This is a genomic window from Pseudomonas sp. AIG (assembly GCF_977020205.1).
In genome coordinates, this window is sequence record NZ_CDROCK010000006.1 from 112,063 (window position 1) to 125,644 (window position 13,582).

The following is a 13,582-nucleotide window of genomic DNA, read 5'->3' on the forward strand; positions in this document are numbered from 1 at the left end:
CCGGATCATGCGTGCCTTCAGCCTGCACGTTAAAGCAGCCAGTGAGGCGGCCGGTTGAAATCCCTCCGAAACATCATTCCGGCACGGGTGCAAAACCGTGTCAAAGGGCATGAAACCGTTGAGTCACCCGCCTGGCCTCACCGCTGCTTGAACAAGTGAGCGCCCGCATCATAACCTTCATTCAAAAGCTTTCAGGAAAAGTAATTTCCTGTTTTGTTAACCATTATTTCTGCCAGCTTTTTCTGGAAATGAAATAGCGCAAACAACCAGCTTCATACGAACTTTAACCTTGCAAGGGGGCACAAAGACTCCTACCATGAGCGAACGTTAAAGCAGCTAGTGAAGCAACAAACCTCGGCCGCAAACCAAGGTTTACAAAAGAACCGCCCCGCAAAGGCGGTTTTTTTTCGTCTGCCTTTTCACTGTACCCGACGACGAAAAACAGATCACAACACCCGCGCCCACGTCTGGCTCACCAGATCCTTGCCAAAGCTGTGAATCGCTTCTTCCTCCACCAACTCAAACCCGGCCAGCTGATAAATCTTGCGCGCTGCCGTCAGGTTACTGGTCGTCCACAAGGTCATTTTCCGGTAGCCAATCTGCCGGGCGAAACGCAGGCACTCCTCGACCAGACGACTGCCAATGCCCAAGCCCCGCGCACTTGCGTCCACGTAGAGCATGCGCAGTTTTGCGGTGGTGGCGTCCTCACGGACGATGAACACGGAGCCAATGACCTTGCCGTCCTTTTCCGCAATCCAGCAGCGCTCACAGGTGGGGTCGTAATCACGCAGGTACTTGGCGACCACCTCGGCCACCAGCACCTCGAACTCGGCATTCCAACCGTATTCGCGGGTATAGAGTGCCGCTTGCTGTTGCATCACCGTGCCCATGTCGCCGGGCTGCGGATCGCGTAACACGTAGTTCGAATCCTTGTTGCCTTGCAGCAGTGTCTGGATCAGCGTCATGGCGCCAATCAGCTGTTTTTGCTGCGGTTCAGGTAATCGCTCGAGCATGGTAACGATCTGTTCGCGGGAAGCCTTTTCCAGCGGGATCAGAATTTCACGCCCGAAGTCGGTGAGGTGTAATTGCGCAGCGCGAGCGTCCGTGGGCGACGGGACTTTCTGGATCAGGCCGCGCTTCTCGAAACCGCTGATGATCCGGCTCATGTAGCCGGCGTCCAGGCCGAGCATCTGGCGCAGATCAGCGCTGGTCAGGTCACCGCGCGACGCCAGCTCATACAAAATGCGCAACTCGGTCAGCGAGTAATCGCTTTGCAGCAGATGCTCCTGCAATACGCCGATCTGATGGGTGTAGAAGCGGTTGAAGCCGCGCACAACGTCGGCTTGTTCGAGGAGATGGCTGCTGGACATGGCAGATACTCAAGTAGTTGCTTAAGGCAACTATATATTTGCCTGAAGCAACCATGTCAACAGAAAGCTATCGGCACTTGGCCAACACCACCTGACAGGTATCCGGCGTGCCTCCAGAGCGACCGGCATAGCGGATGCAGTTGTTCATCGATTTCTGCCGGGCCATGTTCAAACTGGAGCCCCAGGCCAGACCGCCCTCGCCGACCGACGGCAAGGCTTTGGCGTAGCAGGCGTCCCCGACACCGGAGGGTGGAGAGTGTTTGCGGCTTGAGCAGCCTGCCGTCAGCGCCAGGCTGAGGGCGATCAAGGTGAGTAAAACCCCACGCGAGCATCGGTTGAGCATCGTATTTCACCTGTCGCCAAAGGGGTCGTAACCTGCTGAGTCTAGCCCCCTCACCTGCACAAATCTTCTAAACGTCGATGGCCATTGCGCGGTATTTTATCGGGCCGCACCTTTCAATGGCGAACTCTGGAGCCTTCGTGGATAAACGCAACTGGATCGAGCTGTCCCAGGATGTCGACACCGGGATTGAATCGATTCGCGCTCACTTTGAGGGCCATGCCTACGATCCGCACTGGCATGACAGTTTCCTCGTCGGCATTACCGAGCAAGGAGTGCAGCAATTCAATTGCCGCCGTGTGCGCCATCGCAGTACGCCGGGCAACGTGTTCCTGCTGGAGCCGGGGGAAATCCACGATGGGCAAGCGCCGACCGAGGAAGGTTTTACCTATTCGATGCTCTACCTCGATCCGCACTGGCTGGAGCGTGAAATGCACGCGCTGTTCGAAGACGCCCCGGCCGACAGCCAGCCCGGTTTTGCCGACACACTGAGCCAGGACCCGCGTCTGGCCACAGCGATCAGTCACGCTTTCCATGCGTTGCATGACGGTGATCTGCGCATCGTCCGGCAGACCGCCATCGATGGTTTGCTGAGCTCGCTCACGCGCCATCTCGACTGGCGCAAGCGGCAGGTTTTCGATCCGCGCCTGCCATTGGTGGCACAACTGGCGCGGGATTATCTGCACGCGCACACCTATGAAGATATCGGTCTCGATGATCTCGCGCGGGTCTGCGGAGTGGATCGTTTTCGTCTCAGCCGCGCCTTCAAGTCGGCTTTTGGCCTGGCCCCGCACGCGTATCTGATCCAGTTGCGCCTGGCCAAGGCGCGGCAGTTGCTGGCCCGAGGTGAAACGCCGGCGCAGGTGGCCAGCGTGCTCGGTTTTGCTGACCAGAGTCATCTGGGCCGCTGGTTTCGTCGAGCTTACCAACTCACCCCCGCCGACTACCGCAAGCGCTGCTCAAACCTTCCAGACTGACGAAAGCCGACTGGTGATCATGGATGCCTGTTTTCATTTTCAGGAAATCCGGATCATGGCGTCATTACTGCCCTTTCTGCTGTTTGCTTTCGTTGCCTCGATCACGCCGGGGCCGACCAATATTCTGGTATTGAGCCACAGTTCGCGCCAAGGCTTGCTCGCCACTCTTCCAATCATTTTTGGCGCCTGTGCGGCGGCGGCTTTGATTGTATTGGTGGTTGGCCTCGGGGCCGGCGAAACCTTGCTGCGCTACCCGCGCGTGCAGCAAGCCATGGCCTGGGGCGGTGTGCTCTGGTTGAGCTGGCTGGCGTGGCAGATCTTCCGCAGCACGCCGCCATCGCTGGACCCGACGGGTACGCAGGAAGAAGGTTTCAGCGTGCTGGGCGCGGCCCTGTTGCAACTGGTCAATCCCAAGGTGTGGATGATGGCCGTGGCGGTGGTCAGCGTGTTTGTCGGCGGTGGCGACAAGACCTTGCGACTGCTGGTGCTGTCGCTGGCATTCCTGTTGGTGTCGTTGCCGTGCATGACGTTCTGGGCGTTACTGGGTGTGGGCAGCGCGCGGTTGATGGGATCGCCGAAAGCGTTCAAGCGGATGAACGCGACGCTTGCCTTGTTACTGCTGCTCTCGGCATGGCTGACTGTCCTGGCTTAACGCCCTCGTAGGAGCTGCCCAAGGCTGCGATCTTTTGATCTTGATCTTAAAAAACAAAATCAAAAGATCGCAGCCTTCGGCAGCTTCTACATTGCTTCTCAGTGCCATTTCATCAGGGTGAGGTGGCCTGCCGATACTCGCGCGGAGTAAACCCGGTCGACGCCTTGAACTGGCGGGTAAAAGCGCTGTGATCGGTGTAGCCGCATTGCAGCGCCACGTCGGTAATCGGCAGGTCGGTGTGTAGCAAGCGGTGCGCGTGTTCGAGGCGCACTTTCTGGATCATCTGCCGTGGCGTCAGGTGGAACACGCGTTTGCAGTAACGCTCCAGTTGCGCAACTGAAATACCGGCGATTCGCGTCAGTTCACCGAGGGTCACGCGGCGATTGAAATGCGCGCGGATGTGCTCATCGACGGCCGCCAGCCGTTCAAAGGCCGGATGGGTTTCGCTGGCCGATTGCAGGTCCACCGAGATCCCCGCCAGGCCAATGATCACCCCATCGCGGTTGTACAGCGGCTGCTTGTGCGTCAGGCACCAACCCGGTTCGCGGCTGCCGTACAGATGCAGTTCAAGCTGATCCTCCAGCACAAAGCCCTCCTCCAACACTTTGCGATCCTGCTCGGTGTAGCCCGGCCCGAGTTGCGCCGGGAACACCTGCGCGCTGGTTTTGCCAAGTAGCGGACGCAGATCCTTCAAGCCACAGCGTTGCACCAGCGTGCGGTTGGCGAGCACGTAACGGGCCTGCACATCCTTGATGAAAATCGCCGCGTTAGGGATCACATCGAGCATCGGCAGCAGCAGCGCCGCGCCGGCCAACAGCTCCTCAAGTGTCTGCGGACGATGCCCATCAATGCCTTGAGACAGGATCGAGAACGCCTGCTGCATCAAACAATCCCCTCGTAACGTGGATGGACGAAGCGCCCGCCATGCGGCCTTCGCGTGCAGATTGCAGCATGGCTCAAGGCATGTCGAGGGCCACGTTTACTCAGCGCGACTGTGCTGATTTCGTCATCGAAGCCGCCGCAAAACATCAATCGCCACAGCGTCGACACGTTCAAAGTCTGGGCGTCCCAGTGACACAACTGCCTATCCAATAACTCACAAGAAGGCGATGCCATGTCAGGCCAAGGCAAGTTCAAAAAACAGCTTTCACTGATCGACCTCACATTTATCGGGCTCGGTGCGATTTTCGGCTCCGGCTGGTTGTTCGCGGCCAGTCATGTGTCCGCCATCGCCGGGCCGGCGGGGATTTTCTCCTGGCTGCTGGGTGGTTTTGCGGTGTTGTTGCTGGGCATCGTCTATTGCGAACTCGGCGCCGCACTACCCCGTGCCGGCGGCGTGGTGCGTTATCCGGTTTACTCCCACGGGCCGCTGCTCGGCTACCTGATGGGCTTCATCACGCTGATTGCGTTTTCCAGTCTGGTGGCGATCGAAGTGGTTGCCTCGCGCCAATACGCGGCGGCATGGTTTCCCGAGCTGACCAAGGCGGGCTCTGGCGATCCGACGATCCTCGGCTGGCTGGTGCAGTTCGGCCTGCTCTGTGTGTTTTTCCTGCTCAACTACCGCAGCGTGAAGACCTTCGCCAAGGCCAACAATCTGGTCAGCGTGTTCAAGTTCATCGTGCCGCTGCTGGTGATCGGCGTCCTGTTCACCTTCTTCAAACCGGCCAACTTCCACGTGCAGGGCTTCGCCCCGTTCGGCTTGTCCGGTATCGAAATGGCGGTGTCGGCGGGTGGCGTGATTTTCGCTTATCTGGGGCTGACGCCGATCATCTCCGTGGCCAGTGAAGTGAAGAATCCACAGCGCACCATTCCCATCGCACTGATCCTCTCGGTGCTGCTGTCGACGTTGATTTACGTGCTGCTGCAAATGGCCTTTCTCGGCAGCATCCCGACCGAAATGCTCGCCAATGGCTGGGCCGGGATCAGCAAGGAGTTTTCCCTGCCGTACCGCGACATCGCCCTGGCACTCGGTGTGGGTTGGCTGGCCTATCTGGTGGTCGCCGACGCGGTGATCTCGCCAAGCGGCTGCGGCAACATCTACATGAACGCCACCCCACGCGTGATCTACGGCTGGGCGCAGACCGGGACCTTCTTCAAAGTCTTCACCCATATCGATGAGAAGTCCGGCATCCCGCGACCGGCGCTGTGGCTGACCTTCGCCCTGTCGGTGTTCTGGACCCTGCCATTCCCATCATGGGAAGCACTGATCAACGTGGTTTCCGCTGCGCTGGTGTTGAGCTACGCCGTGGCGCCCGTAACGGTGGCCGCGCTGCGCCGCAATGCGCCAGACATGCCGAGGCCGTTCCGGGTCAAGTGCATGGGTCTGCTCGGGCCGGTGTCGTTCATCATCGCCGCACTGATCGTTTACTGGTCGGGCTGGAACACCGTGTCGTGGCTGCTCGGCCTGCAAATCCTGATGTTCGTGGTCTATCTGCTCTGCGGTCGTTTTGTGCCGACCGCCCACCTGAATCTGGCGCGTCAGGTGCGCTCGTCGGCGTGGCTGATCGCCTTCTACGCGGTGACCATCGTCCTGTCGAAACTCGGCACCTTCGGCGGCCTCGGCATCCTCGCCCACCCGTACGACACCCTCGTCGTCGCGGCCTGTGCCACCGGTATTTATTACAGGGGCGCGGCGACCGGTGTACCGGCGCACCTGCTGCGTTTGGAAGAGGACGATGAGGAAAGCGAAGTCTCCGCCCCGGCCTCGACCGTGTCTGCGCGCCCTGCCGGCGCCTACTGAAATCATCCAACGGGATCTATTCATGAAACAACTACACGTCATCGATTCCCACACCGGCGGTGAACCGACGCGCTTGGTGATGAAAGGCTTCCCCGGCCTGCCCGGCAACAGCATGGTGGAAAAACGCGACGCACTGCGCACTCAGCATGATCAATGGCGCCGCGCCTGCCTGCTGGAACCGCGCGGCAACGATGTGTTGGTCGGCGCCCTGTATTGCGAGCCGGTCTCAGCGGACGCTACCTGCGGGGTGATCTTCTTCAACAACGCCGGTTATCTCGGCATGTGCGGCCACGGCACGATTGGTTTGATCAATTCGTTGCAGTACTTGGGAAAAATCCAACCGGGCATCCACAAAATCGACACGCCAGTCGGCACGGTCAGCGCCACGTTGCATGACGACGGAACCGTCACCTTGGGCAACGTCCCCGCTTATCGCCACCGCAAACAGGTGCCGGTGGAGGTGCCGGGTTACGGCCGCGTGTTGGGCGATATCGCCTATGGCGGCAACTGGTTCTTCCTCGTGTCCGAGCACGGCCAGACATTGACGATGAACAACGTCGAACACCTCACCGCGTACACCTGGGCCATGCTCAAGGCCCTCGAAGATCAGGGCATTTTCGGCGAAGACGGTGCCGTCATCGATCACATCGAACTGTTTGCCGATGACGACGAAGCCGACAGCCGCAACTTCGTCATGTGCCCCGGCAAAGCCTACGACCGCTCACCGTGCGGCACCGGCACGAGCGCCAAACTCGCCTGCCTCGCCGCCGACGACAAGCTGCAACCCGGCGCCACCTGGGTGCAGGCGAGCATCACCGGCAGCCAGTTCGAAGGCCGCTTCGAATGGGACGGCGAGCGCATTCGCCCGTTCATCACCGGCCGCGCTTACATGACCGCCGACAGCACCTTGCTGATCGACGAAGCAGACCCGTTCGCGTGGGGCATCTGAGTCACCGCGCTGACTTTTCACCTTACTTTGAATGATGTGCCAAGGAGTTAAAACAATGAGCGACAACATCTTCACCGGTTGCATGCCGGCCCTGATGACCCCGTGCACCGCCCAGCGCAAACCCGACTTCGACGCATTGGTGGCCAAGGGTCGCGAGCTGATCGATGTCGGCATGAGCGCCGTGGTTTATTGCGGCTCGATGGGCGACTGGCCGCTGTTGACCGAAGCCGAACGTCAGGAAGGCGTGGCGCGTCTGGTCGCCGCCGGGATTCCAACCATTGTCGGAACCGGCGCAGTGAACTCGCGCGAAGCGGTTGCCCATGCAGCGCACGCAGCGAAAGTCGGCGCGCAAGGTTTGATGGTGATTCCGCGTGTACTGTCCCGTGGTGCTTCGGCGACCGCGCAAAAAGCCCACTTCGCAGCGATTCTGCAAGCCGCACCAAACCTGCCGGCAGTGATCTACAACAGCCCCTACTACGGCTTCGCCACCCGCGCCGACCTGTTCTTCGAACTGCGTCGCGAGCACCCGAACCTGATCGGATTCAAGGAATTTGGCGGTGGTGCCGACTTGCGTTACGCCGCCGAGAACATCACGTCCAAAGATGAAGACGTGACCCTGATGGTCGGCGTTGATACACAAGTGGTGCACGGTTTCGTCAACTGCAACGCCACCGGCGCCATCACTGGCATCGGCAACGCCCTGCCCCGCGAAGTGCTGCAACTGGTGGCACTGAGCAAGCAAGCGGCCAAGGGTGATGCCAAGGCCCGTCGTCAGGCGCGAGAGCTGGAATCGGCGCTGGCAGTGCTGTCGTCGTTCGATGAAGGCTGCGACCTGGTGCTGTACTACAAGCACTTGATGGTGCTCAACGGCGACAAGGAATACACCCTGCACTTCAACGAAACCGATGCGCTGAGCGACTCGCAACGGCGTTATGCCGAGAAGCAGTATTCGCTGTTCCGTCACTGGTACGAGAACTGGTCGGCGGAACAGAATTTCGCCTGACATCGCAAGCCTCACCTGCCGCGATGCGTTGTGCTACGCGGCAGGTATTTCCCTCTTTATCAGGAAGACACCATGACTCTGAAGGGCCACATGCTGATCGGGCAGCACACGGTTGCGGGCCATCGCGCCGCCATTCGCGGGATCAATCCGGCTACCAATGAAACGCTGGAGCCAGCGTATGGCGGTGGAGCGGCCGAGCATGTCGAACAGGCCTGCGCGCTGGCCTGGGCAGCGTTCGATGTTTATCGCGAGACAGCACTGAATCTCCGCGCCGAATTTCTGGAAAGCATTGCTGGAGAAATCGAAGGGCTCGGCGATGAACTGATCGAGCGTGCCCACGCCGAAACCGGGCTACCGCGTACACGTTTGCTAGGCGAACGCGGGCGTACTTGCCAACAATTAAGAATGTTCGCCCGCACCGTGCGCGCCGGTGAGTGGCTGGATGTGCGCGTCGATAGCGCGCAGCCGCAACGCCAACCGCTGCCGCGTGCCGATCTGCGTCAACGGCAGATTGCACTGGGGCCGGTCGCGGTATTTGGTGCGAGCAATTTCCCGTTGGCGTTTTCGGTGGCGGGCGGTGACACCGCTTCGGCCTTGGCCGCCGGTTGCCCGGTGATCGTCAAGGCGCACAGTGCCCATCCCGGCACCAGCGAACTGGTAGGTCGCGCAGTGGCGCGGGCAGTGAAAGCCTGTGGTTTGCCGGAAGGCGTGTTCTCCTTGCTGTACGGTTCCGGCCGTGAAGTGGGCATTGCGCTGGTCACTGATCCACGGATCAAAGCGGTGGGCTTCACCGGTTCGCGCAGTGGTGGCCTGGCGCTGATTCAAGCGACGCAAGCGCGGCCCGAGCCGATTCCGGTGTACGCGGAAATGAGTTCGATCAATCCGGTGCTGCTGTTTCCGGCGGCGCTGGACAATCGCACGCAAGCGTTGGCCGAAGGGTTTTTGGCTTCGCTGACGCTGGGCGCGGGTCAGTTCTGCACCAATCCGGGTTTGGTGATTGCCTTGAAAGGACCGGCGCTGGACAAGTTTGTCGCCGCCACCGCCGTAATCATTCAACGCAGTTCGGCGCAAACGATGCTGACACCGGGCATCTTCAGCGCTTACCAATCCGCGGTGAATGCACTGGCCGAGAATGCCGCAGCACGCCTCAGCGGTGTAGGTCAGATCGGCAACGGCCCGAATCAATGTCAGGCCCATGTATTCGTGACCGAGGCCGCTGACTTTCTCATCGATCATTGCCTGCAAGCGGAAGCATTCGGGGCGGCGGCGCTGATCGTGCAATGCAGCACTGATGCCGAGATCCACCAAGTCACCGAGCATCTGGAAGGCCAATTGACCGCCACGTTGCACCTGGATGATTCAGACATTGAGCAGGCACGCGCATTGCTGCCGACGCTGGAACGCAAGGCCGGTCGCTTGCTGGTGAATGGCTGGCCGACCGGGGTCGAGGTGTGTGACGCGATGGTGCATGGCGGGCCGTTCCCGGCCACCTCGGACGCGCGCACGACATCCGTCGGTACGGCGGCGATCCTGCGTTTCCTGCGCCCGGTGTGCTATCAGGACTTCCCCGACAGCTTGTTACCTGACGCATTGAAACAAGGTAATCCGCTGCAATTGCGACGCCTGCTCGATGGGCAAAGGGAAGCGCAGCACCATGACCAATAACGTCTCCCACGACATCGCCGTGGTCGGCGCCGGCATCATCGGCGTCGCCTGCGCACTGCGTCTGGCTCGCCAGGGATTGCACGTGGTGGTGATCGATCAGCAGCCACCCGGCCACGGCGCCTCGTTCGGCAATGCCGGGCATCTGGCGACCGAGCAGGTGTTTCCAATTGCCGACGCATCCATCCTCAAGCGCCTGCCCGCCATGTTGATGGACCCGATGGGGCCGTTGCGGCTGGACTGGAAATACCTGCCGCGCGCCTTGCCGTGGTTTACGCGCTTGTTGCTGAACCTGCGCCCGGCGCCGTTTCAGAACACCGTGGCAGGCTTGCGCGCGCTCAATGAACGCAGTCTGGAGGCCTGGCAGCGCTTGCTCGGCGACATCCAGCGGTCTGAGCTGCTGAAGGTCGATGGCTCATTGCTGGTGTTCGAACGCCCCGAATCGCGTCAGGCAATTCAGGCATTACAGGCTCGACTGCATCAGCAGCAGGTGCCGGTCGATTACTGGCAGGCCGGCACCCTACGCGACACCGCGCCGCAACTCAGCGAACAGATTCAGGGCGGCCTGTTCTTTCCGCGCACCGGGCATTTCATCGACCCGTACCGCGTAGTGTGTGAATTGGTCGAAGCTGCCAAGGCCAGCGGCGTGAGCTTCGTACAGCAGCAGGTTCAGGGTGGCTATGTGCAAGAGCACGGGGTGACGCTGACCACCGGCGATGGCAGCCTGGCCGCCAGCCGCGTGCTGATTGCCTGCGGCGCACACTCGGCGAAACTCACCGCCGCCCTCACCGGCAAAAAAGTACCGCTGGACACCGAGCGCGGTTACCACCTGATGCTGCCTCAGGAACACGACCGACTGCCCTTCCCCGTGACCTCGCTGGAACGCAAGTTCATCATGACGCCGATGTCCGAAGGGTTGCGTCTGGCCGGCACCGTCGAGTTCGCCGGGCTGGAAAAGCCACCGAGCATGGAACGCGCGTGGCAGTTGCATCGGTTGAGTCAGGGCTTGTTTCGCAAGGATCTGAGCGCTGAAGCGGCGACGCCGTGGATGGGCTTTCGACCGTCGTTGCCGGATTCGCTGCCGGTGATTGATCAGGTGTGTGAGGGCAAGGTGTTGCTTGCGTTCGGGCATCAGCATCTGGGGCTGACGCAGGCGGCGGTGACGGCGGAGATGGTGGTGCGGATGGCTTTGCCTGCGACTGCAAAAGATGCCTGCGGGCTGCCACTCAACGAACCGTACAGGCTCGATCGTTTCTGAAAGGAAGTCTCTGACCCACAAGCCTGCTTTCCGGCGCAGGCTGGTGGCCGCGCACTGGCAGATCGGCAGGCGCTACAAAGGGATTAACCAGTGGCGCTCAGTGGTCCACCCCAGAAAAATCCTCGCGCCCTCATCTTTCTGGCGACTCAACGTCAGCCAATGCCCGGCAGCGGCAACACGCAAGCCAATCACGGCAGGCAGAAACCTTTCGCGGAATTCGCTGGATTGCGCTGCGAAATGAGACTCGAGGCTGTCGAGCGCAGGACGCAACAGCTCGCCATCCAGCATCGACAAGTAAAACATCATCTGACGCCAGGCATACGCCGTGTTCTTCAACATCACCAGACGCGCATGGTAATGCGTGATGTGCATTTGTTGCCGCTTGCAAATCCACTCGAAGCACGCCAGCGCCAGCGCGCTCAAACGATGATGCAGCAGTGTTTTCAGGTTCAATTCGCCGAACAGGAGCGCGAGGTTTTGCGTCGTCAGAATCTGCTGCTGTTCGAGTATCGTGCCGTTGACCGCTGGCCGCCACGTGCCAAAGGTGGCGTTTGCCCGCTGTGCGCACAGCGTCGCCAACGCATCACGGCTGTTGCTTCTGCGCCGAGATCGGCGCTGATCGGGAAGGCCTGCCAGGCGATCCGTATCAATGTCGTAATAACGAGCGTAAAGCGTTCCGGCTATAAATCTGGCCGATTGCCTGGCGGCTCTCGTGAACTTGTTCGAGAATGCCCCCATAAAAATGTCAGCCGCCACCTCATCGACGAAAGGAAGATCCAGCTTCGCCGTTTCAGCCAGTGAAACAAATTCCTGTAGCAGCTTGTTCGGAAGAATGGCCTGCGGAAACGCCGACAGGGTCATTGCAGAGGCCTCGACCAACGCTTGCCTGGCACCCGTGGCGGAGATAGCACTCGCCTCACGCTCACCCTCTACGGCCGCGACCCACGGCAGCTCGGCAATTTTGACCTGACTTTGCAGGTTAAGCAGCAGCAACGAGCGCCGACGACGGAAGGCGCGATACGTTGCACCCGCCAACGACTGCAGCATCCCGTCCCGGTATACGCTGCTACAGATTTGCGCTGTCATTGCAGGCAGAACCTGCGCCACGGTATCGGCGGATGAGATCAAGCCATGATCAATCAACTCGGCAATGGTCCCCTTGCGGCAACGCTCGAGACGGCGGCGAACCGCAGGCGGAATCATCACACCAAGGGTCAGCTGGTGACGCTTCGCCTCCTCATCGGTGATCGGTTCAAGCAACGGCGAAAAGTCACTGACGCCGTCCGAACCCGGGTAACTAGCCAAACGTGCCGAGACAGCCCGAGCGATCAAATGATGCCCGGGGGCCGCCACATGTTGGCGCTGCTCTGCTCGTTTAAGGGAATGTGCGGCGGAATCGGGATGCCCGTGTTTGGCCACAAAGTCATCAACAATGCGCCGGATGCGACCGACTTGGCGGCCCGTCAATGATGCTTGATCGCGCAAACACTGACCGAGCAACGCAAACAGTTCCGCCGCCCGGGTTTTGAAGGAACCGTTGCTGCGGCGTTCAACACTACAGTTCCGAGCGATCTGCGCCTCGAGTGCCGTTGCGCGTTCGAACCAGCCTTCAGGATAGTGTCTGCAAGGCCAGCCATCCTGACAGGTCAAAAGAAACAGTGAGACCGCAGCGTCGTAGAGAGGCAGACGATTTTCAATCACATGCTTTTGGATGGCCAGACGCGGTTGAGCCAATTGCCGGTTCAGCCGTTGCCTGACACTGGCGCTATCAAAAACATGCACCTCAGCCGTGGAAATCGGCGGCTCGTCAACGGCAGTTGGGAAGAAACGCAGGCGATCGAAGAAAGGTACGATCTGCTCGATCAGCGTTCGCGCCTCGTCAGTACGTTGATGCCGCAAAAGCCATGACACTGTCAGCAGTGCGGCTTCCTCCGGAACATCAATTTGATAGGTGCCGCTCGCTAAACGCTCTTGCAGCGTTGCGACGCCCACATCGGAGAGGTGCCAGACGTTGAGATCGAACCGTTCATGCCCGGCACGAATGCCGGGGATCGACACGGCTAACTGGCGCTCATAGGCAGTCAAAGCGCCACCGGCCAGAAGTTGCCCGGTGGCAAATCCACCCATCGCCACGTCCAGCGTGATCCACGGCGGCAAATCGGCGAACGGCACGCGTGAACCGAATTGTGCGCTGCCCTGCATCAGGTGTTCGACCACCCGCTGCCAGCGCTCGACTCGCTTGCGTGCCTGAGGATCAGCGTCGCGCTGTGTAGCGATCAACGCTCGTGAGAGCTGGAACACTGCATAACCTGCATTCACGCCATCGTGCTCGCCGAACTCACCGTCGTCCCTGGACATACTTCCTTGTGACCCTGCAATGTAATGGGTCCGGGGGCTGGATTCGAACCAGCGCCCACCCGGTTAAGAGCCGAGTGTTCCACCGCTGAACTACCCCGGAACAGAGCGCGCATTGTCGACCAGCCACGAAGGAATGTGAAGCCTGGTGTCTGTTGCGAGACAATTCGCGCACACGAGCTGAAACGAGCACGCCGTTACTCTCTTCGGGGACCGGTCCTGTCACTCTTGACCACGTATCGAGGCGCATCCGTCATGGCAGTCTTTTTCTGTTTA

Annotated in this window: 11 protein-coding genes and 1 tRNA gene; 7 read left to right on the forward strand and 5 right to left on the reverse strand. The window is 60.2% G+C overall.

From position 1 onward, the window contains the following. Nucleotides 1-446 precede the first annotated feature (446 nt). Together ACWR1S_RS06190 and ACWR1S_RS06195 are read right to left on the reverse strand one after the other, a co-directional pair. Complete coding sequence (locus tag ACWR1S_RS06190; RefSeq protein WP_454562839.1) at nt 447-1,370, reverse strand: bifunctional helix-turn-helix transcriptional regulator/GNAT family N-acetyltransferase; 924 nt, start codon at nt 1,368-1,370, stop codon at nt 447-449. 67 nt (nt 1,371-1,437) lie between these two features. Then, nucleotides 1,438-1,713: a hypothetical protein gene (locus ACWR1S_RS06195; RefSeq protein ID WP_454562840.1), complete on the reverse strand. Its 276-nt coding sequence runs from the start codon at nt 1,711-1,713 to the stop codon at nt 1,438-1,440. Nucleotides 1,714-1,850: 137 nt separating this feature from the next. On the opposite strand from ACWR1S_RS06195, the gene ACWR1S_RS06200 reads away from it, so the two are divergent. After that, entirely contained in the window at nt 1,851-2,687 is an 837-nt protein-coding gene (locus tag ACWR1S_RS06200; protein ID WP_454562841.1) for an AraC family transcriptional regulator, read from the forward strand. A gap of 55 nt (nt 2,688-2,742) precedes the next feature. Continuing rightward, a complete protein-coding gene (locus tag ACWR1S_RS06205) occupies nt 2,743-3,339 on the forward strand; it encodes a LysE family translocator (protein ID WP_454562842.1) in 597 nt (198 codons plus the stop codon). A gap of 112 nt (nt 3,340-3,451) precedes the next feature. Here ACWR1S_RS06205 and ACWR1S_RS06210 read toward each other — a convergent pair whose 3' ends face one another. Then, the gene (locus ACWR1S_RS06210; protein WP_454562843.1) at nt 3,452-4,222 is read right to left on the reverse strand and encodes a helix-turn-helix domain-containing protein; all 771 of its coding nucleotides are present in this window, start codon (nt 4,220-4,222) and stop codon (nt 3,452-3,454) included. Between the two features lie 231 nt (nt 4,223-4,453). Between ACWR1S_RS06210 and ACWR1S_RS06215 the strand changes: the two genes are divergently transcribed. The 5 genes from ACWR1S_RS06215 to ACWR1S_RS06235 all read left to right on the forward strand — a co-directional run bounded on the left by ACWR1S_RS06215 (nt 4,454) and on the right by ACWR1S_RS06235 (nt 10,951). Beyond that, nucleotides 4,454-6,079 (forward strand): APC family permease, encoded by a 1,626-nt coding sequence (locus ACWR1S_RS06215; protein WP_454562844.1) that lies wholly within the window; start codon nt 4,454-4,456, stop codon nt 6,077-6,079. 22 nt (nt 6,080-6,101) lie between these two features. Continuing rightward, nucleotides 6,102-7,028 (forward strand): 4-hydroxyproline epimerase, encoded by a 927-nt coding sequence (locus ACWR1S_RS06220; RefSeq protein WP_454562845.1) that lies wholly within the window; start codon nt 6,102-6,104, stop codon nt 7,026-7,028. Between the two features lie 55 nt (nt 7,029-7,083). Further along, nucleotides 7,084-8,031: a dihydrodipicolinate synthase family protein gene (locus ACWR1S_RS06225; RefSeq protein ID WP_454562846.1), complete on the forward strand. Its 948-nt coding sequence runs from the start codon at nt 7,084-7,086 to the stop codon at nt 8,029-8,031. A 72-nt stretch (nt 8,032-8,103) separates the two neighbouring features. Then, a complete protein-coding gene (locus tag ACWR1S_RS06230; protein ID WP_454562847.1) occupies nt 8,104-9,696 on the forward strand; it encodes an aldehyde dehydrogenase (NADP(+)) in 1,593 nt (530 codons plus the stop codon). Beyond that, nucleotides 9,686-10,951, forward strand: coding sequence for an FAD-dependent oxidoreductase (locus ACWR1S_RS06235; RefSeq protein ID WP_454562848.1), 1,266 nt, complete (start codon nt 9,686-9,688; stop codon nt 10,949-10,951). Before ACWR1S_RS06230 ends, ACWR1S_RS06235 begins: the two co-directional genes overlap by 11 nt. A gap of 72 nt (nt 10,952-11,023) precedes the next feature. Here ACWR1S_RS06235 and ACWR1S_RS06240 read toward each other — a convergent pair whose 3' ends face one another. Next, nucleotides 11,024-13,309: a hypothetical protein gene (locus ACWR1S_RS06240; protein WP_454562849.1), complete on the reverse strand. Its 2,286-nt coding sequence runs from the start codon at nt 13,307-13,309 to the stop codon at nt 11,024-11,026. A gap of 25 nt (nt 13,310-13,334) precedes the next feature. Continuing rightward, nucleotides 13,335-13,409, reverse strand: a tRNA-Lys gene (locus tag ACWR1S_RS06245). Nucleotides 13,410-13,582: the final 173 nt, after the last annotated feature.

Coding starts and splice junctions, on each gene's coding strand:
- ACWR1S_RS06205 (WP_454562842.1), top strand. CDS start 2,743: ATGGCGTCATTACTGCCCTTTCTGCTGTTTGCTTTCGTTGCCTCGATC.
- ACWR1S_RS06230 (WP_454562847.1), top strand. CDS start 8,104: ATGACTCTGAAGGGCCACATGCTGATCGGGCAGCACACGGTTGCGGGC.
- ACWR1S_RS06235 (WP_454562848.1), top strand. CDS start 9,686: ATGACCAATAACGTCTCCCACGACATCGCCGTGGTCGGCGCCGGCATC.
- ACWR1S_RS06220 (WP_454562845.1), top strand. CDS start 6,102: ATGAAACAACTACACGTCATCGATTCCCACACCGGCGGTGAACCGACG.
- ACWR1S_RS06195 (WP_454562840.1), bottom strand. CDS start 1,713: ATGCTCAACCGATGCTCGCGTGGGGTTTTACTCACCTTGATCGCCCTC.
- ACWR1S_RS06225 (WP_454562846.1), top strand. CDS start 7,084: ATGAGCGACAACATCTTCACCGGTTGCATGCCGGCCCTGATGACCCCG.
- ACWR1S_RS06190 (WP_454562839.1), bottom strand. CDS start 1,370: ATGTCCAGCAGCCATCTCCTCGAACAAGCCGACGTTGTGCGCGGCTTC.
- ACWR1S_RS06240 (WP_454562849.1), bottom strand. CDS start 13,309: ATGTCCAGGGACGACGGTGAGTTCGGCGAGCACGATGGCGTGAATGCA.
- ACWR1S_RS06210 (WP_454562843.1), bottom strand. CDS start 4,222: ATGCAGCAGGCGTTCTCGATCCTGTCTCAAGGCATTGATGGGCATCGT.
- ACWR1S_RS06215 (WP_454562844.1), top strand. CDS start 4,454: ATGTCAGGCCAAGGCAAGTTCAAAAAACAGCTTTCACTGATCGACCTC.